General features: G+C 68.9%; 16 protein-coding genes and 1 pseudogene. 6 read left to right on the top strand and 11 right to left on the bottom strand.

What is annotated here, in order from left to right; translation table 11 throughout:
• Positions 1-15 precede the first annotated feature (15 nt).
• The 6 genes from rplS to HMPREF0321_RS05645 form a co-directional block, all read right to left on the bottom strand.
• A complete protein-coding gene (rplS, locus tag HMPREF0321_RS05670) occupies positions 16-381 on the bottom strand; it encodes a 50S ribosomal protein L19 (protein WP_038571206.1) in 366 nt (121 codons plus the stop codon).
• A 335-nt stretch (positions 382-716) separates the two neighbouring features.
• Positions 717-1901: a tRNA (guanosine(37)-N1)-methyltransferase TrmD gene (gene trmD, locus HMPREF0321_RS05665; protein WP_006944894.1), complete on the bottom strand. Its 1185-nt coding sequence runs from the start codon at positions 1899-1901 to the stop codon at positions 717-719.
• A 4-nt stretch (positions 1902-1905) separates the two neighbouring features.
• Positions 1906-2478, bottom strand: a complete 573-nt coding sequence (gene rimM / locus HMPREF0321_RS05660; RefSeq protein WP_006944877.1) for a ribosome maturation factor RimM — start codon at positions 2476-2478, stop codon at positions 1906-1908.
• Positions 2479-2674: 196 nt separating this feature from the next.
• Positions 2675-2917 (bottom strand): RNA-binding protein, encoded by a 243-nt coding sequence (locus HMPREF0321_RS05655; protein ID WP_006944891.1) that lies wholly within the window; start codon positions 2915-2917, stop codon positions 2675-2677.
• Between the two features lie 5 nt (positions 2918-2922).
• Positions 2923-3402 (bottom strand): 30S ribosomal protein S16, encoded by a 480-nt coding sequence (rpsP, locus tag HMPREF0321_RS05650; RefSeq protein WP_006944878.1) that lies wholly within the window; start codon positions 3400-3402, stop codon positions 2923-2925.
• A gap of 259 nt (positions 3403-3661) precedes the next feature.
• Entirely contained in the window at positions 3662-5176 is a 1515-nt protein-coding gene (locus tag HMPREF0321_RS05645; protein WP_050786492.1) for a helix-turn-helix domain-containing protein, read from the bottom strand.
• Positions 5177-5374: 198 nt separating this feature from the next.
• Here HMPREF0321_RS05645 and aceA point away from each other — a divergent pair, with 198 nt between their 5' ends.
• The 4 genes from aceA (at position 5375) to HMPREF0321_RS05620 (ending at position 9656) form a co-directional block, all read left to right on the top strand.
• Entirely contained in the window at positions 5375-6658 is a 1284-nt protein-coding gene (aceA, locus tag HMPREF0321_RS05640) for an isocitrate lyase (RefSeq protein ID WP_006944896.1), read from the top strand.
• Between the two features lie 250 nt (positions 6659-6908).
• Positions 6909-8546 (top strand): malate synthase A, encoded by a 1638-nt coding sequence (gene aceB / locus HMPREF0321_RS05635; protein WP_006944899.1) that lies wholly within the window; start codon positions 6909-6911, stop codon positions 8544-8546.
• A gap of 173 nt (positions 8547-8719) precedes the next feature.
• The gene (locus HMPREF0321_RS05630; protein ID WP_038568821.1) at positions 8720-9040 is read left to right on the top strand and encodes a putative quinol monooxygenase; all 321 of its coding nucleotides are present in this window, start codon (positions 8720-8722) and stop codon (positions 9038-9040) included.
• 178 nt (positions 9041-9218) lie between these two features.
• Entirely contained in the window at positions 9219-9656 is a 438-nt protein-coding gene (locus HMPREF0321_RS05620; protein ID WP_040014553.1) for a hypothetical protein, read from the top strand.
• A 78-nt stretch (positions 9657-9734) separates the two neighbouring features.
• Here HMPREF0321_RS05620 and HMPREF0321_RS05615 read toward each other — a convergent pair whose 3' ends face one another.
• Positions 9735-10088, bottom strand: coding sequence for a hypothetical protein (locus tag HMPREF0321_RS05615; RefSeq protein ID WP_040014552.1), 354 nt, complete (start codon positions 10086-10088; stop codon positions 9735-9737).
• Between HMPREF0321_RS05615 and HMPREF0321_RS15480 the strand changes: the two are divergent.
• Positions 10087-11276 (top strand): annotated as a pseudogene (locus tag HMPREF0321_RS15480) (IS3 family transposase); the annotation flags it as partial. The gene HMPREF0321_RS05615 and the pseudogene HMPREF0321_RS15480 sit on opposite strands and share 2 nt — an antisense overlap.
• A gap of 157 nt (positions 11277-11433) precedes the next feature.
• Positions 11434-11736, top strand: coding sequence for a hypothetical protein (locus tag HMPREF0321_RS05600; RefSeq protein ID WP_040014551.1), 303 nt, complete (start codon positions 11434-11436; stop codon positions 11734-11736).
• 131 nt (positions 11737-11867) lie between these two features.
• On the opposite strand, the gene HMPREF0321_RS14770 is transcribed toward HMPREF0321_RS05600, so the two are convergent.
• From HMPREF0321_RS14770 to HMPREF0321_RS05580, 4 genes are all read right to left on the bottom strand, one after another.
• A complete protein-coding gene (locus tag HMPREF0321_RS14770) occupies positions 11868-12791 on the bottom strand; it encodes a GNAT family N-acetyltransferase (RefSeq protein ID WP_006944895.1) in 924 nt (307 codons plus the stop codon).
• 10 nt (positions 12792-12801) lie between these two features.
• On the bottom strand, positions 12802-13893 hold the full coding sequence (locus tag HMPREF0321_RS05590; protein WP_006944874.1) for an amidohydrolase family protein: 1092 nt from the start codon (positions 13891-13893) through the stop codon (positions 12802-12804).
• A gap of 114 nt (positions 13894-14007) precedes the next feature.
• Entirely contained in the window at positions 14008-15624 is a 1617-nt protein-coding gene (gene ffh / locus HMPREF0321_RS05585) for a signal recognition particle protein (RefSeq protein ID WP_006944856.1), read from the bottom strand.
• A gap of 295 nt (positions 15625-15919) precedes the next feature.
• A partial coding sequence (locus HMPREF0321_RS05580; protein ID WP_139023561.1) for an ACT domain-containing protein occupies positions 15920-17489 on the bottom strand: 1570 nt, incomplete at its 5' end.

Below are 17489 nucleotides of genomic sequence, written 5' to 3'. Positions count from 1 at the left end.
GAGCTGTGCGCGTTCTCAGGCCTTCTTGGCGGGAACCGCGTCGCGCTTCTCCTTGATCTTGGCTGCCTTGCCGCGCAGGTCGCGCAGGTAGTACAGCTTGGCGCGGCGCACGTCACCGCGCGTCACGACCTCGATCTTCTCGATCACGGGCGTGTGGACGGGGAACGTGCGCTCCACACCGACGCCGAAGGACACCTTGCGGACGGTGAAGGTCTCGCCGACGCCGCCGCCGTGGCGACGGATGACGACGCCCTTGAACACCTGGACACGCGAACGCGTGCCTTCGATGACCTTGACGTGGACGTTGAGCGTGTCGCCGGCGCGGAATTCCGGGACGTCGGAGCGCAGGCTCGCCGCTTCGATCGCGTCGAACTTGTTCATGTCGATCTCTCGTATCTGTGGCACGCGCAGGTTGCCACGGTCAGTTCCGGCCATGGTGGCCGGAAAGCTGTTCGGAACGTGCGGCATGTCGAGTCTCATGACCCGCGTGATCGGCGAGGTGATGCCCGGGATGATCTACATCGAAACCCCGGGGGTACCTGCCGCACGAGTCACTCCCCCTGCGGCGGGGACTCATGGCGACATGACGCAAGGGTTCATCCTGCCAGGAACGGCTGCCATGAGGAAATCCGCAGCCCCGGCGCCCCGGCGAAAGATGCCCCCCTGCCCGCCGGGCAGGCAGGGACGTGGGTACATGGAGAGGCGCGGTACGACGCTCAGCGCCCCCGGCGACGCTTGGTGAACACGACCGTCGTGCCGTTCGGCTGCACGACACCGCGGAACCCGGCCTTCGTGTAGAGCTTGAGGTTGTGCTCGCTGCCCGTTCCGGTGAAGAGCTCGAACCGCGTCGCGTCGCTCGGGGCGACCTCCTGGATGAACTCCAGCAACGCGCGCCCCAGGCCGCGTCCGTGCAGGTCGGGCACCACCATGAGCCGGCCGATGTGCCAGGTGTCGTCGACGAGCTTGCCCCGCACCGAACCGATGAACCGGCCGTCATGACGCAGGACGTACGTGTCCCACTCATGGAGCGACGCCGTGAGCGATTCGACCGTCTCGTGCTGTGCGGGGATCGTCAGCGTGTCGTTGAGGATGCCCTCACGCAGCCAGCACGCGTGCGTGCACGTCAGCAGATCGCCGACGTCGGCGGGCGTCGCCTTCGCGATCAGGGCACCGCCCCAGCGATCGTCGACGCCACCGGGCGTCAGGGCCGAGGAGGCGTGCAGCAGGTCGGGACGACGCGCGGCCGTCCGCTCGAGGCGCTGCTGGTGTCGCCACGCGGCGACCTTGCCGTGATCGCCGGAGAGCAGCACCGGCGGCACCTCACGTCCCTGCCAGGTCGCGGGTTTCGTGTAGACGGGGTACTCGAGCAGACCGTCCTCGTGCGACTCCTCGACGAGCGACTCTGCGTTGCCCATGAACCCCGGCAGCAGCCGGGCCGCGGCCTCGATCATCGCGAGGACGGCGACCTCTCCCCCGTTGAGCACGTAGTCACCGAGGGAGATGACGCGCACCGGCATGACGTCGGCCGCAGCCTCGTAGACGCGTTCGTCGATACCCTCGTATCGGCCGCACGCGAAGATCAGCCAGTCCTCGTCTGCGAGTTCGCGCGCGAGCCGCTGCGTCAACACCTCACCACCGGGGCCGGGGACGATGAGCGTCGGCGTGCCGTCGCCCAGGGTGCGCACATGCTCGAGCGCTTCCCACCACGGCTGCGGCTTCATCACCATGCCGGCCCCACCGCCGTAGGGCGTGTCGTCGACGGTGCGGTGACGGTCGTGCGCGAAGTCGCGCAGGTCGTGCACGGCCACGTCGAGCAGGCCCTTGCGCTGCGCCTGACCGGGCAGGCTGAGCTTCAGCGGTTCGAGGTATTCAGGGAAGATCGAGATGATGTCGCAGCGCACGAGTTCAGTTCGCCTCCGCCGGATCGGTGGCCTCGAGCGCGGCGCTGTCGTCGGGGGCGTCGGGCGCATCGGGACGTGCGAGATCGAGCAGCCCCGGCGGGGGCGTGACGACGACGACGCGCGCGTCCTCGTCGATCTCGGGCACGATCTCCTCGACGAACGGCACGAGGATGTCGTAGCCCTCGACACCGTCGACGACGAGCAGATCCTGCACCTCGCGTGATTCGAGCGCCTTGACGACGCCGACCTTCTCACCGGCGACGACGACGTCGAACCCGAGCAGGTCCTCCTCGTACCAGGCGTCGTCCTCGTCGAGGTCGTCGGCCTCGGCGAGCAGCTTGATGCCGCGCAACCCTTCGGCGGCCGTGCGATCGGGCGCCTCGTCGAAGGCGAGCAGGTGGAGGCCGTTGTGAACGCGCGCCAAGCGCAGGGTCAGCGGGCCGCGTGAGGCCGGTTCCGTCTCGAACGTTTCGCCGGGCACGAACCGCTGCTCCGGCGAATCCGTGTGCAGCTGCACGGTCACCTCGCCCTTCAACCCGTGAGCCTTGCCGATCCGTGCCACGACGACGTCATCCATGCCGCCTATTGTCGCATCGCACCAGCACAGCCCTGGCGCCCGTGTCGCGGGCGCACCCCGCAGGTCCGCCACCGGCCCGACGCGCCCAAGCCCTTCGCGGCGCGACCACACCCCGGCCGCTCGCCCGGCCGACGCATCCGGCAATACGAAACCGCCCCCACCGTGACGGCGGAGGCGGTTTCGTCGGTGCGACAGCTCAGCGGGCGCGGTCGGTGTCGACGATGTCGACACGAACCGGGCGACCGCCGGCCAGCGCGGAGACCACGGTGCGAAGGGCGGAGGCGGTGCGACCGGAGCGGCCGATGACGCGCCCCAGGTCGTCGGGGTGCACGCGAACCTCGAGGAGTTCGCCGCGGCGCCCGTCCTTGTGACGCACGACGACGTCGCCGTCGTGGTCGACGATGCCCTTGACGAGGTGCTCCAGTGCTTCTTCGAGCACGAGGATCAGGCCTCTTCGGTCTTCTCGGCCTCGGCAGCCGGAGCGTCAGCGGCGGGGGCCTCGGCGGCGGGCGCCTCGGCCTTGGGGGCGTCAGCCTTCTTCTTGGCCGTGGTGGCGCCGCCCTTCGAGGAGTCCGTCGCGTTCTGCGCAGCCTTGAGAGCGGCCTCGTAGAGGGCCTTCTTGTCGGCCTTCGGCTCGGCCTTCTTCAGCGTGCCCTCGGCACCCGGCTCGCCCTTGAACTTCTGCCAGTCACCCGTGATCTTGAGCAGCGCGGCGACCTGCTCGGTCGGCTGCGCGCCGACGGAGAGCCAGTACTGCGCACGCTCGGAGTCGATCTCGATGAGGCTCGGCTCCTCCTTGGGGTGGTACTTGCCGATCTCCTCGATCGCGCGGCCGTCACGCTTCGTCCGGCTGTCCATGACGACGACGCGGTACTGGGGCTGACGGATCTTGCCGAGGCGCTTGAGGCGAATCTTGACTGCCATGGTGGCGGTCTCACTTTCTGTTCGTGTGAACCACGGCAAGACCGAAGGGGGTGTGACGGCGAGCGTTGTACGGACGCACACCGAACCTCGCGGGGAACCGTGACTCGGGGTAGGCGCGCATCTGCGGTGGCAGACACACGGGTACCCCGCCATTCTGCCAGAGGGCGCCAGCTACGCCCAATCGCCGCGTTCCCTCGTGATGTCGCCCGGGTTCTCGGGCGCGGGCGCCCGAGAACCCGGGCGACATCAGGAAGGGACGTCAGCTCTCGCGCGCGTGGCGTTCGAGGAACTGGTACACCTCGGTGTCGTCGACGCCCGGAAACGTGCCGGGCGGCATCGCGGCGAGCAGGTGCGAATGCACGCGAGCACTCGGCCAGGCGTGCCCGCCCCAGCGCGCCGTCAGCTCCCCCGGCGGCTGTGTGCAGCACGACGGGTCGGGGCATCGCGACTGCGAGCGCGACGTCGTCTCGCGCCCGCGGAACCACTTGACGTGCTGGTACGGAGTGCCGACGTTGACGCTGAACAAGCCCGACGAGGTGCGATCGACGGACGCCGAGCACCAGTACGTGCCCGAGCGCGTGTCCGTGTATTGCTGGTACGAGCGCGACAGATCGGGCTGGTCGAACACGACACGCGCCGTCCAGTGCTTGCACACCCGCTGGCCCTCGATGGCGCCTGTCGCGTCCGCCGGGAAGACGATGCCGTCGTTCTCGTACGCCTTGTAGATGACGCCGTCGGCGCTGATGCGCATGAAGTGGACGGGGATGTCGAGCACCTTCGTCGCGAGGTTCGTGAACCGGTGCGCGGCCGTCTCGTAGGAGACGCCGTACGCGTCGCGCAGGTCCTCGATAGAGATGTCCTTGGCCGCCTTGGCCTCGAGCAGCCGCGCCCCCAGCTCCTTCTCCGGCATGAGGACGGCCGCCGCGAAGTAGTTGATCTCGACGCGCTGGGAGAGGAACTCGGCGTAGTCGGCCGGCACCTCGTGGCCGAGGACGAGGTGCCCGAGCGCCTGCAGCGCGAGCGAACGCGCGTCGTGCTGGCCCGCCTCCGGCTGCGGCAGGTAGATCCGGCGATTGGCCAGATCGCTGACGGTGCGCGTCGAGTTCGGCAGATCCGAGGTGTGCACGAGCGAGAACCCGAGGTGCTCCGCCATCCGATCGACGGAGGTGCGCGAGACCGGCCCGCCCGCATGCCCGACGCCGGCGAGCAGGTCGGCGGCTGCCTGCTCGATGTCACCGAAGTAGTTGTCGGCCTCCCGCATGCGCGTGCGGAGTTCGGCGTTCGCACGCCGGGCGTGCTCGGGCGTCGCGGCGCGCTCGCTCTGCATCGACGCGAGCGCCTCGTGCATCCCGACGAGCGCCTCGAGCGCCTCCGTCGGCAATCGCGGCCCGACCCGAACCGTCGGCAGCCCGAGCGCCGAGTACTGCTCGGCGCGCTGCGCGCGTTCGAGTCGGATCTCCAGCGCGGCACGCCGTGACGGCGGCGCGGTCGCGAGCAGGTCGGCGAGGGGGACGTCGAGCACCTCGGCCAGCGACGTCAGCACCGATAGTCGCGGCTCGCGCTTGCCGTTCTCGATGAGCGAGAGCGCCGACGGGCTCATGCCGACGGCGGCCGCGACGTCTCCGAGCGTCCGCTCGGCGCCCTGACGTACGTGACGCAGGCGGCGTCCGATCGTCAGGGCGTCGGGTGCGGCGCGCTCGGGTCGGGTGGCCGTCTCGGTGGAGACGTGGGGGCGCGACAGCCGCCCCTCGCGCGGTGCGCTCGTGTCGCTCATACCGTTCACCTTCGCCCGCGCCATGCGTCACCTCGTGCTCACTCGGGGCCAAAGACCCCGAAAAACCTGTCGATGTGTCAATAATCGCAGATCTTTATCGGAAAACTCTTGTTACTTGCCAGTTCGATCGGCCAGAGTGGACACATCGAGCCCCACCGCCACCCGGCTGAGGCTTCACCGAGGAAAGGACCAGGAGCCATGACTGGCGAGAACATCCAGGCACGCGCCGCCGAGATCCAGAAGGACTGGGACACCAACGAGCGCTGGAAGAACGTCAAGCGTGACTACAGCGCTGAGGACGTCGTCCGTCTCCAGGGCAGCATCCAGGAGGAGTTCACCCTCGCCAAGCACGGCGCCGAGAACCTCTGGGAGAAGCTGCACACCGAGGACTTCGTCAACGCCCTCGGCGCGCTGACGGGCAACCAGGCCGTCCAGCAGGTCAAGGCCGGCCTCAAGGCCATCTACCTGTCCGGTTGGCAGGTCGCCGGTGACGCGAACCTCGCCGCCCAGACGTACCCGGACCAGTCGCTCTACCCGGCCAACTCGGTGCCGCAGGTCGTCCGCCGCATCAACAACGCCCTGATGCGCGCCGACCAGATCGAGTTCTCCGAGGGCATCAAGAGCGTCGATGAGTGGCTCGTGCCGATCGTCGCCGACGCCGAGGCCGGCTTCGGTGGCCCGCTCAACGCGTACGAGCTCATGAAGTCGATGATCGCCGCCGGCGCCGCCGGCGTGCACTGGGAGGACCAGCTGGCCTCCGAGAAGAAGTGCGGCCACCTCGGTGGCAAGGTGCTCATCCCGACGAAGCAGCACGTTCGTACGCTGAACGCCGCCCGCCTCGCCACCGACGTGTCGAACACGCCGACCGTCGTCATCGCCCGTACGGACGCCGAGGCCGCGACGCTCATCACGTCCGACGTCGACGAGCGCGACCAGCAGTTCCTCACCGGCGAGCGCACGAACGAGGGCTTCTACAAGGTCAAGAACGGCATCGAGCCCTGCATCGAGCGTGCGAAGGCCTACGCGCCCTACGCCGACCTCATCTGGATGGAGACGGGCACGCCCGACCTCGAGCTCGCGAAGAAGTTCGCCGAGTCCGTCAAGGCCGAGTTCCCCGACCAGATGCTGGCGTACAACTGCTCGCCGTCGTTCAACTGGAAGAAGCACCTCGACGACGACACGATCGCCAAGTTCCAGCGCGAGCTGGGCGCGATGGGCTTCAAGTTCCAGTTCATCACCCTCGCCGGCTTCCACGCTCTCAACTACTCGATGTTCGACCTGGCCCACGGCTACGCCCGCGAGCAGATGAAGGCGTACGTCGAGCTGCAGGAGCGCGAGTTCGCCTCCGAGAGCCGCGGCTACACGGCCACGCGTCACCAGCGCGAGGTCGGCACGGGCTACTTCGACCTGGTCGCCACGACGCTCAACCCCGAGTCGTCGACGACCGCGCTGAAGGAGTCGACGGAGAGCGCTCAGTTCTGAGCTGCTCCCGCCACTGAACCGGCCCCCACCCCCGCGCGATCACCTGGCTCCGATCGCGTGGGGGTGGGGGCTCACCCCTACCCCCGTCGCGCCGCGCACCCTGATCGCCCGATCCCGCGACCATGCGTGCCGCGGCCGTGTCCGCGTCGCGAGCGCCGCCCGCCCGGGCGTCGCGATCGGTCATGATGGAGTCCAAGCCCAGCCCAGCCGTCGCCCCGACGACGCCCACAGCGCACCCGAAGGAGGGCTCATGAGCTCTTCCCCCACCGTCCGCGGTCAGCTGCACCCTCGGTTCGAGGAGATCCTGACGCCCGGCGCCCTCGCCTTCCTCGGCCGGCTCGACGGAGCGTTCGCCGGGCGTCGCGCCGAACTACTCGCTCAGCGTCGCGACCTGTCACGCCGCATCAACACGGGCACTGACCTCGACTTCGACCCCGCGACGCAGTCCGTGCGTGACGACGCGTCGTGGCAGGTCGCGCCCGCCGCGCCGGGGCTGCTCGATCGCCGCGTCGAGCTCGTCTCCCCCGTCACGCGCTCGATGACGCAGCACGCGATGGAGTCGAACGCCTCGACGTGGCTCGCGGACCTCGAGGACGCGACGTCACCGACGTGGTTCAACATGATCGAGGGCCAGATCGTGCTCGCCGACGCGGTGCGCGAGTACCGCGCGCACCCGGAGCGCAAGCGTCCAACGCTCATCATGCGCCCGCGCGCCTGGCACCTGTGCGAGAAGCACCTGACGGTCGACGGCCGCCCGATCTCGGCGACGCTCGTCGACTTCGGCCTGTTCTTCTTCCACAACGCGCAGACTCTCATCGACGCCGGGTTCGGCCCGTACTTCTACCTGCCGAAGATCGAGTCGGCGGCCGAGGCGCGCCTGTGGAACGACGTCTTCGCCGAGGCTCAGGACGCCCTCGGCATCGAGCGCGGCACGATCCGTGCGAGCATCCTCATCGAGACGCTGCCCGCCGCGTTCGCGATGGAGGAGATCCTCTACGAACTGCGCGAGCATGCCGCCGGTCTCAACGCGGGCCGCTGGGACTACATCTTCAGCTACGTGCGTACCTTCGCCCACCGCGGCGACGAGTACGTCCTGCCCGACCGCGAGCGCATCACGATGACGACGCCGTTCATGCGCGAGTTCACCGAACTGCTGGTCGCGACGGCGCACAAGCGCGGCACGCACGCGATCGCCGCGCCCGCCGCGAACAACCCGACGCTGCAGGACGACGACATGCGTCACCGCGTCCTCAACGTCGTCCACACCGAGAAGGAGCGCGAGGCCGAGGAGGGTTTCGACGGTTCGTGGGTCGCCCACCCCGCGATGGTCGACACGGTGCTGTCCGCCTTCACCCACGTCCTCGGCAACAAGCTCGACCAGATCGACGTCAAGCGCCCGCAGCGCTTCGACGCGGCGGCCCTCGTCAGCCTCGAGGGCACGATGCAGACGACGAGCCTGCAGGGCGTGCGCCACAACGTCAGCGTCGCGCTGCAGTACCTCGCGGCGTGGATCGACGGCAAGGGCGCCGTCGCCATCGGCAACTTCATGGAGGATGCGGCGACCGTCGAGATCTGCCGCGCCCAGCTATGGCAGTGGCTGCACCACTCGACGCAGCTCGCCGAGGGCCCGCAGGTGACGCGGGAGCTGCTCGGGCGCGTCATCGACGAGGAGATGACCAAGCTCAAGCGCACCGCCGACGCCGACGAGTCCGAGCGCCTCGACGAGGCCCGCGAGGTGCTCGAACGCAGCGCGCTCACCGACGAGCTGCCCGGATTCTTCTCCAACTACGCCTACGTCCGCTTCCTGCTCGACGAGGGGCTGCGCATGCCGCGCAGCATCGACTCCGACGACCTTCGTCAGTCGGAGAAGGTCGACGAGGTCGCCTGAGCTCGGCCGTGTGACGCAGACGGGTACGGCGAGCGATCTGCGTGCGCGTGAGCGCGTCGAGCCGTCGCCCGGGGGCGTTGTCGGTATGAGGTGATAGAAAGATGACGTGGCGTCGCGCAGGTGCACGGCACGTCATCGTCACGTCCAGCGGGCGCACTCGAGAGGTACTCACCATGATCTTCATCGTTGTCAAGTTCGACGTCCGCCCCGACAAGGTCGACGGGTGGATGGACCACGTCGCCGACTTCACCGCGGCCACGCGCGCCGAGGCGGGCAACCTGTGGTTCGAGTGGAGCCGCAGCGTCGAGAAGCCGAACGAGTTCGTGCTCGTCGAGGCGTTCCAGGACGACGCGGCCGTGGCGCACGTCTCCTCGGACCACTTCAAGGCCTTCACGTCGTCGACGGCTGAATGGCTCACGGCCACGCCCAAGATCGTCTCGCGTCAGGTCGAGGGCGACGGCTGGGACGAGATGGGCGAGATCAGCGTCGACTGACGCCGATCACGAGGGGGGCGACCTCGCCTGCGCGACCACGGTCAAACCGGGACGCAAGGTGAAGATGCGTGTGCTCAAGGACGGCGAGGAGCTGACGTAGCAGACCGGCGACGTCGGCAAGCCCGGTTCGGACGGCGAGGTCGCACTGAGCGGCGACATCGGCGTCGCTCCGCCCGCCATGCCCGCCAGCATCTACGCGTGCGAGTTCACCGTCGACGGCGCCAAGCCGGTGAGCGGCTCCGTCAAGGTCAAGGGCCCACAGGGCGCCGACGGCGCCAGCCAGGTGCGCATGTGCACCCAGATCAAGGACACCCCGGGGCACAAGAAGAAATCGCTCTCGTGCGCCGAGACCTCTGATGTGATCCAGCTCGAGCGCGGCAAGGGCCTGCAGTGCTCCGCCGTCGTCGCGGGGGCGAAGGGGTCGCCACTGCGCGTCCGGATCCGCAAGGGCACGCGGGTGTTCGACTTCCCGTTCGAGGCAGGGCGCGTCGACAAGAACCTCGGGGTGGTGACGGCGAGCATCACCGTCGCGGGCAGCGATGACGCCCGCTGCGAGGTCTACAAGGGCGAGAAGCTGCTCGTGCGGCGCGACTTCCGGGTCGTCGTGAACGGCTGAGACCAGGCCGCATTCAGGATCTATCGAGGCTTCATGAATTCTTTGCTCCGAGATGGAACCGGATCCGGGTCCAACGCATCAGAATGATGACACCGACAACCAGGAGGAAGCCATGAAGATCAGCCGAACCATCGTCCCGACGCTCGCACTGGCCTCGCTCACGCTTGCAGGATGCAGCACCGTCGAGAGCGGCGGCAGCTCATCGTCGGGCGCCGCTATGCCGAGCAACCCCATGTCGTCGAGCCCCACGGCCGCCCAGTCGCAGGCCACGTCGGCTGCGCCCGAGACGTCGAGCGCCGCTGAATCGTCGCCCGAGTCGTCGCCCGCGACCTCGGAGACGAGCTCGTCAGCATCGACCGACGGGACTGCTGCACGGATAGGTGACATCTGACGTGGCTTGCCCGCCAGGGTGGCCTGGAAGGATGCACTCATGCCTCAGCCCTATCCGCAGGAGTTTCGCGACGACGTTGTGCGCGTGGCCCGTAACCGTGAGCCGGGGGTGACGCTCGAGCAGGTCGCGAAGGACTTCGGGATCCACCCGATGACGTTGTCGACGTGGATGCGCAAAGCCGATATCGACGACGGCACCCGGCCCCCGATACCGGTGTCGGGCAGCGACCTGGCCGAGCTGGCCGAGGCCCGCCGGCGGATCCGGTTGCTGGAGCAGGAGAACGAGGTCCTGCGCCGCGCGGCGGCGTACCTGTCCCAGGCGAACCTGCCGGGAAAAGGTTGTACCCGCTCGTGAGCGAGCTCGCCGCCGACGGCATCCCTGTCGCGGTCACGTGCCGGGTCTTGAAGATCGCTCGCCAGCCCTACTACCGGTGGCTCACCAAGCCCGTCACCGACGCCGAGTACGCGCAGGCGTACCGGGCGAACGCGTTGTTCGACGCCCACCGTGACGACCCCGAGTTCGGGTACCGCTACCTGGCCGACGAGGCCCGTCACCACGGCGGGCAGCCCATGTCGGCCCGGACAGCGTGGGCGATCTGCTCGGACAACGCCTGGTGGAGCTCCTTCGGCAAGCCCCGCAGGTCCAAGGCCCGCCGTCCGGGACCGTCGGTGCACGACGACCTCGTCAACCGCGAGTTCACCACCTTGGCGACAGGCCCGAACCAGGTGTGGTTCACCGACATCACCGAGCACAAGACCGCTGAGGGGAAGGTGTACATGTGCGCGATGAAGGACGCCTGGTCGGGACGGATCGTGGGCTACTCCATCGACTCGCGGATGAAGTCGCGTCTGGCCGTGAACGCCTTGGACAACGCGGTCGCCGCCCGCGCCGCGCAGGGCATGACCGTGACCGGGTGCATCGTCCACGCTGACCGTGGATCGCAGTTCAGATCAAGGAAGTTCGTGGCCGCCCTGCACCGCAACGGGCTGCGCGGGAGCATGGGCCGCGTCGCGACCTGTGCCGACAACGCGGCCATCGAGAGCTTCTGGGCACTGCTGCAGAAGAACGTCCTGAACCGCCGCCCCTGGGCCACCCGCGAGCAGCTACGGACCGCCATCGTCACCTGGATCGAACGGACCTACCATCGACGCCGCCGCCAAGCCCGACTGGGACGATTGACCCCCATCGAGTACGAGACCATCATGACCACCCAGACCGCTACCGCGGCCTGGGACCCCAACTGTCACCAGATCGTGCAGCAGTCCCGACTCGTCTTCGTCGCCCAGCTCGCAGGCAGCCAGTTCTGCAAAGGTGACGAAGAGCGACATCATCGGCTTCGCCTCGAGCCACGAGACGCGTTCGTGCCTCAGCAAGAACCTGGCTTACGTGTCGTCGGCTCAGTTCTGCAAGGAGGACGCGAGCAGCATTGACGCCTCGTACAAGGGCCAGCGGGTCTACTTCACGACAGCCGTGCAGTTCAAGTCCAGCGCGAAGTACAGCTATGAGATCTCGAACGGTTCACAGTCGAAGAAGGGCACGCTCGACTCCAAGGGCACCTCGAACGCTGACGGCCAGGCTGTCACGCTGACCGTCAAGGTACCGATGGAGCAGTCGGGCACCTACTCGATCAAGTTCCTCGAGAACGGCTCGCAGTTCGCTTCGGACTCGGTGAACGTCACCGTCAAGTGACGCGCTGACCGAGCATGCTGCCGGGCCCTCACCACACGCGTGGTGAGGGCCCGGCAGCATGCTCGGTGTGGCGCGACCTCAGCGTGGCTCGACGTCCGGTGTGGTTCGGCGGGGAACGCTCGAAGCGGTGGTCAGCTGAGACGCGGACGCAAGTTCAGCGCCTGCTGGACGAAGGCTCGCGCATCGTGGGGACTGTCGTTGAGTTTCCGCAGTTGCGCGGCAGTGACGTCATCGGGCCGCGCGGCGCGCACGCCGCGAGCCGTCAGATCGACGAGGGCGCGCTCAGCTGAGGAACCCGCGCACCACACGATCGGCGCACCGGCGTACGCAGCGACGTCGAGGGCCGCCGCGTAAGGCAGTCCGAACAGGGCCACCGCCGTCAGCTCACGCGCCAGCGCAACGGCGACCAGTTCACTGATCGCGTCGTCGAGGACGATGACGCCGGCCGGAGAGTCATGCTCGGCGTAGGCGCGTGCCGGCCATTCTTCGCGGGTGATCGCGTAGGAGTCGTGATCGCGCCAGGCGTTGGCGCCCGACGGGCCGTCGGCGAGCCACAACATGCGGCGGACGGTGCGTTCGCGTCTGAAACCGAGCGACCGCAGGACGCCCGCCGACGTCGCGTTGGTCGTGCGCACGTTCGCCTCGACGCGGTGCAGGCCCATGCCCGACGGGGTGGGGCGCAGAGCGATGTCGACGACGAGCGCGAGACCTTCGCGGAACAGCCCCCGCCCGACGTACGGGTCGAATGCGTTGTACCCCATCGTCGCGCTCATGAACCGCCCCTGCACGACGTTCGACACGTTGACGCAGCCGACGAGACCGGCCGTGTCGTGCGGGGCGCGCACGTCGTCATGGGCGCGGATGAGGAAGGTGCGGTGCTTCTCGGATTGCGCCGCGAGGTGGTGGACGAGATCGCCCGGATTGACGGGGTTCCACGAGCCGATGCGTGCCGCGGAGCGCGTCATCGCGCGTCGGTAGGGCTCGATGTCGGCTCGCCGGGCAACGCTGACGCTGACACGTTCGCCGTCGGCGTGGAGGAATTCGGCGCTGCTCATACGTTTGGCCTCACTCGACGATGCGTCCGCGCAGGACGACGTGGCGCGGCGCGGCGAGGACGCGCACGTCGTCGCGCGGGTCAGCGTCGAGCATCACGATGTCGGCCGGCGCACCCTCCGTCAGGCGTTCGTGGCCGAGCCATTCGCGCGCGCCCCACGTCGCCGTCGCGAGTGCTTCGCTGTTGCTCATCCCGGCGTTCGTCATCTCGGCGACCTCGCTCGCGATGAGGCCGTGCGGCAGTTGACCGCCCGCGTCGGTGCCGGCGTAGATGCGGATGCCGGCGTCGCGGGCCGCGCCGATCGTGGTGTACCGGCGGGCGTGCAGGTCGCGCATGTGCGCAGCGTAGGCGGGAAACTTGGCCTCGCCGGCAGCGGCGAACGTCGGGAAGTTGTCGAGGTTGACGAGGGTCGGGACGATCGCGACGTCGCGCTCGGCGAACAGTGCGATGGATTCCTCGGTGAGGCCGCTCGCGTGCTCGATGCAGTCGACGCCGGCGTCCGCGAAGTCGAACAATGACTGCTCGCCGAAGCAGTGCGCGGTGACGCGCGCGCCCTCGGCGTGGGCGGCGTCGATGGCGGGTTTCAGTGCCTCTGCGGGCCAGCACGGGGTGAGGTCGCCGGCGTCGCGATCGATCCAGTCGCCGACGAGCTTGACCCAGCCGTCACCGCGGCGCGCCTCCTGGCGCACGTACGCGACGAGATCTTCGGGCTCGATCTCGTGGGCGTAGTTGCGGATGTAGCGCTTGGTGCGGGCGATGTGGCGGCCGGCGCGGACGATGCGGGGCAGGTCGTCACGTTCGTCGATCCAGTGCGTGTCGACGGGTGAGCCGCAGTCGCGCAGCAGGAGCGCGCCGGCCGCGCGGTCGGCGAGGGCATGCTCTTCGGCGCGTTCGGGCGGCACTCCCCCATGCGACTCGAGCCCGACGTGGCAGTGCGCGTCGACGAGCCCCGGCAGGAACCAGCCGTCGAGCTCGACGGCGTCGTCGAGGTTCGTCTCGGGACGCGCGTAGGTGATGCGTCCGTCGACGACCCAGGCCTCCCCCACCTCATCGTCAGGCCCGGCCAGGATGCAGCCGGTGAGGTGAAGCACATCGTCATTCATGAACCGACACTATCGCGCGACGTCGGCGCTGATCGCCCGAGAGGTCGTGCATGTTCGCGATACCGGTCGCACGAACCTGCACAACTCCTCCGGGCCGAAGGACGACCGACGCGGTTAGTCCTTGTCCGCCCCCGGGCCGAGGAACTTCTCGAAGCCCTTCGGCAGCTTCATGTTCGAGTAGTCGGGCTCGTCGTTCATCTGGCCGAAGGCGTTCTCCATCGCGGCCGCACGCGCCGCTTCGGCCTTGGCCGCTGCGGCCGCCTCTTCCTGCGCACGCTTGGCGGGGTTGCCGCTCTTGCCCTTCTTCTTCGGCTGGCTCTTCGCCTTCTTGCCACCGCCGCCACCAGGCATCGCACCCATGCCCGGCATGCCCGGCATGCCGCCGCCACGCTTCAGCTGACGCATCATCTTCTGCGCCTCGCCGAAACGCTGCAGCAACTGGTTGACCTCGGAGACCGAGACGCCCGAACCTCGCGCGATGCGCGCGCGTCGCGAACCGTTGATCTGCTTCGGGTGCGTGCGTTCGAACGGCGTCATCGAGCGGACGATGGCCTCGACACGGTCGAACTCGCGCTCGTCGAGCGAGTTGAGCTGGTCACGCATCTGACCCATGCCCGGCATCATGCCGAGCAGGCCCTTGATGTTGCCCATCTTCTTGATGGCCGACATCTGCTGGAGGAAGTCGTCGAACGTGAAATCCTCCTCGTCCATGAACTTGCGCGCCATCTCGGCGGCCTGGCGCTTGTCGAACGCGCGCTCCGCCTGCTCGATGAGCGTCAGCACGTCACCCATGTCGAGGATGCGGCTCGCCATGCGATCGGGGTGGAAGACCTCGATGTCCTTCACGCCCTCGCCCGTCGAGGCGAACATGATCGGGCGACCCGTCACCGAGGCCACCGAGAGGGCGGCACCACCGCGGGCGTCACCGTCGAGCTTCGACAGGACGACACCCGTGAAGTCGACGCCGTCCTGGAACGCGATCGCCGTCTCGATGGCGGCCTGACCGATCATCGCGTCGATGACGAAGAGCACCTCGTTCGGCTGGATCGCCTCACGGATGTCGGCGGCCTGCTGCATGAGGTTCTCGTCGACAGCGAGACGACCCGCGGTGTCGACAATGACGACGTCGTACTGGCGTACCTTCGCCTGTGCGACACCGGCCTGGGCAACCCAGACGGGGTCGCCGTGGCTGCGTGTGCCCTCGCCCGTCTCCGAGACCGCGTCGTGGCCACCCTCGTTGCCACGCTCGGGCGCAAACACCGGCACGCCCGCACGCTCACCGACGACCTCGAGCTGACGCACGGCGTTCGGACGCTGCAGGTCGGCGGCGACGAGCACCGGGAAGTGACCCTCGTCGCGCAGCCGACGCGCGAGCTTGCCCGCGAACGTCGTCTTACCGGAACCCTGCAGACCGGCGAGCATGATGACGGTCGGGCCCGTCTTCGCGTACTGGATCGACCGCGTCTGGCCGCCGAGGATCGCGACGAGCTCCTCGTTGACGATCTTGACGACCTGCTGGCCGGGGTTCAGCGCCTGGCTGACCTCCGCACCGAGCGCACGCTCACGCACCCCCCGCGTGAACTGCTTGACGACGGGCAGCGCGACGTCGGCATCGAGCAACGCCATCCGGATGTCACGGATGGTCGCGTTGATGTCTGACTCGGTGAGACGCCCCTTGCCCTTGAGGTTGGCGAAGGTCGCTGTCAGGCGGTCTGAGAGGCTATTGAACACCGGCCCAGATTACCCGCTCCCATGCGGCCCCGTCAGATCGACCGTGCAGTGGCGCCGATGCCGAGCCCGTCGCGTCGGCGTTCGTCGATGTCGACGCTCGGTCTCGGCGGGAATGCCCTCGAGGAACGACGCATCGTGGCGACTGTCCCCATCTGCGATGCTCGTCCACATGGGCGTAGATGCAGATGTAGACGAAAATCGCAGAGGGGGACGGGATTCGCGGATGGGGATGCAGATCGTCGATGGGGACGGGTGCCGGAGTTCCTCGAGGTAGCGGTTCGAGCGAAGAGATGCGTCAGCCGGCGGTGCCGACGGCGTCGAGCACGGCGCCAATGACGCGCGCCGCGTGCGGTGGCGCCAGCGGCGAGCCCTGCTCGTCCGTGACGTAGAAGGTGTCGGCGCTGCGTCCCGCATATGTCGCGATGTGCGCGGAGCGCACGGAGACCCGCTCGGCGGCGAATGCCGACCCCACGTCGAACAACAATCCGAGACGGTCGGCGGCGCGCACCTCGATGACGGTCGCGTGCTGCGATGCACCCGGGACGACGAACGCGGACGCCCGCGGCATCGTCGCGCGTGACGGCCCCGCGGCGGCGCGACGGCGCGCGTCCGCCTCGAGGGCACGCAGCGGCAGGCGCTCGCCCTCGCGCAACGTTCGCAGCGACCGCGCCAGGTCGCTCGTGCGCGGCACGTCGCCGTGCGGCACCTCGACGACCCACGTGTCGACGGCGAGGCCGTCGATCGTCCGCAGGTTCGCCGACCGCACGGACGTGCGTCGCAGCCCGAGCACGCCCGCCATGTCGGCGAAGAGGCCGAGCCGGTCGACGTCGACGATGCGGACGGTCACAACGCCGCTCACGCCCTCCAGCGGCTCGATCTCGACGACCACCTCCCCCGCCGCGACGCGTCCCCGCTCGTCCGCGCTCACGATGCCCGACGGGCTGCCAGCGTCGACCTGCGCCTGCACCCCGTCGCCTTCCGCGACCGAATCGGTCTCGCCCAGGGCCTGGGCTGACGCCGCGGGGGCGCGACTTGAGGGTCGCGAGACCGCAGGAAGAGAAACGGCGCGTCCGGTCGCCACGTCCTCGGACGGCCGCTGCTCGGCCGTCGCCCCGGGCGATGACCTGTCGGGGGACGAGGCACCCTCGAAGGTCGCGGCAGGTGCGGGCACGCCTGCGACCGTCTCCCCCGACGCGAAACGCCTGCGTGCTCGCGCGGCGAGGTCGCGCACGAGGCCGGCGCGCCACGTCGTCCATGCCTGTGGTCCCGCTGCTCGCGCGTCGGCCTCCGTCAGCGCGTCGAGCAGGTCGAGGCCTTCGGCGCTGCCGGCCGCCTCGCAGAGCATCCTGACGGTCGCAGGGTCGTCGGGGTCGCGTTTCGTCGCCAGATCGACGAGCGTGAGGTGTTCGCGCACGAGACGTTCGACGAGGTCGCAGTCGGCGCGATCGAAGCCCATGCGCTGGCAGATCGCGCGCGTGACGGGTGCGCCCTCCGCGCTGTGGTCACGCGCGCCTGCGACCTTGCCGATGTCGTGCAGCAGCGCGGCGACGAGGAGCAGGTCGGGCCGTGCCACGTGCTCGCGCAGGCCCGCCGCGATGACGACGGCCTCGATGCTGTGTCGGTCGACGGTGAACTGGTGGATCGCGTTTCGTTGCGGGCGCGAACGCACCGTCGACCACTCGGGCAGCCAGACGTCGACGATGCCGCTCAGATCGAGGCCCTCCCACACGTCGACGATGCCGGGCCCGCTCGCGAGGAACCCCACGAAACCCTCCCGGATCTCTCGCGGCCACGGGGCGGGCAGCGGCCCGCAGCTCGCGACGAGGTTCGCGAGGGTCGTCGGCCCGATGAGCGCCCCCCGCGAG

The organism is Dermacoccus sp. Ellin185, from assembly GCF_000152185.1.
In the GTDB taxonomy this organism is placed as follows: domain Bacteria; phylum Actinomycetota; class Actinomycetes; order Actinomycetales; family Dermatophilaceae; genus Dermacoccus; species Dermacoccus nishinomiyaensis.
The sequence above is the reverse complement of the archived record's forward strand: the minus strand, read 5'-3'. Positions and strand labels throughout refer to the sequence as shown.

What these genes read in the sequence shown, in the direction of transcription:
- rplS (WP_038571206.1), bottom strand. Translation starts at nt 381, where the DNA reads ATGAACAAGTTCGACGCGATCGAAGCGGCGAGCCTGCGCTCCGACGTC.
- rimM (WP_006944877.1), bottom strand. Translation starts at nt 2,478, where the DNA reads ATGGATGACGTCGTCGTGGCACGGATCGGCAAGGCTCACGGGTTGAAG.
- rpsP (WP_006944878.1), bottom strand. Translation starts at nt 3,402, where the DNA reads ATGGCAGTCAAGATTCGCCTCAAGCGCCTCGGCAAGATCCGTCAGCCC.
- HMPREF0321_RS05645 (WP_050786492.1), bottom strand. Translation starts at nt 5,176, where the DNA reads ATGAGCGACACGAGCGCACCGCGCGAGGGGCGGCTGTCGCGCCCCCAC.
- aceA (WP_006944896.1), top strand. Translation starts at nt 5,375, where the DNA reads ATGACTGGCGAGAACATCCAGGCACGCGCCGCCGAGATCCAGAAGGAC.
- aceB (WP_006944899.1), top strand. Translation starts at nt 6,909, where the DNA reads ATGAGCTCTTCCCCCACCGTCCGCGGTCAGCTGCACCCTCGGTTCGAG.
- HMPREF0321_RS05630 (WP_038568821.1), top strand. Translation starts at nt 8,720, where the DNA reads ATGATCTTCATCGTTGTCAAGTTCGACGTCCGCCCCGACAAGGTCGAC.
- HMPREF0321_RS05620 (WP_040014553.1), top strand. Translation starts at nt 9,219, where the DNA reads ATGCCCGCCAGCATCTACGCGTGCGAGTTCACCGTCGACGGCGCCAAG.
- HMPREF0321_RS05615 (WP_040014552.1), bottom strand. Translation starts at nt 10,088, where the DNA reads ATGAGTGCATCCTTCCAGGCCACCCTGGCGGGCAAGCCACGTCAGATG.
- HMPREF0321_RS14770 (WP_006944895.1), bottom strand. Translation starts at nt 12,791, where the DNA reads ATGAGCAGCGCCGAATTCCTCCACGCCGACGGCGAACGTGTCAGCGTC.
- HMPREF0321_RS05590 (WP_006944874.1), bottom strand. Translation starts at nt 13,893, where the DNA reads ATGAATGACGATGTGCTTCACCTCACCGGCTGCATCCTGGCCGGGCCT.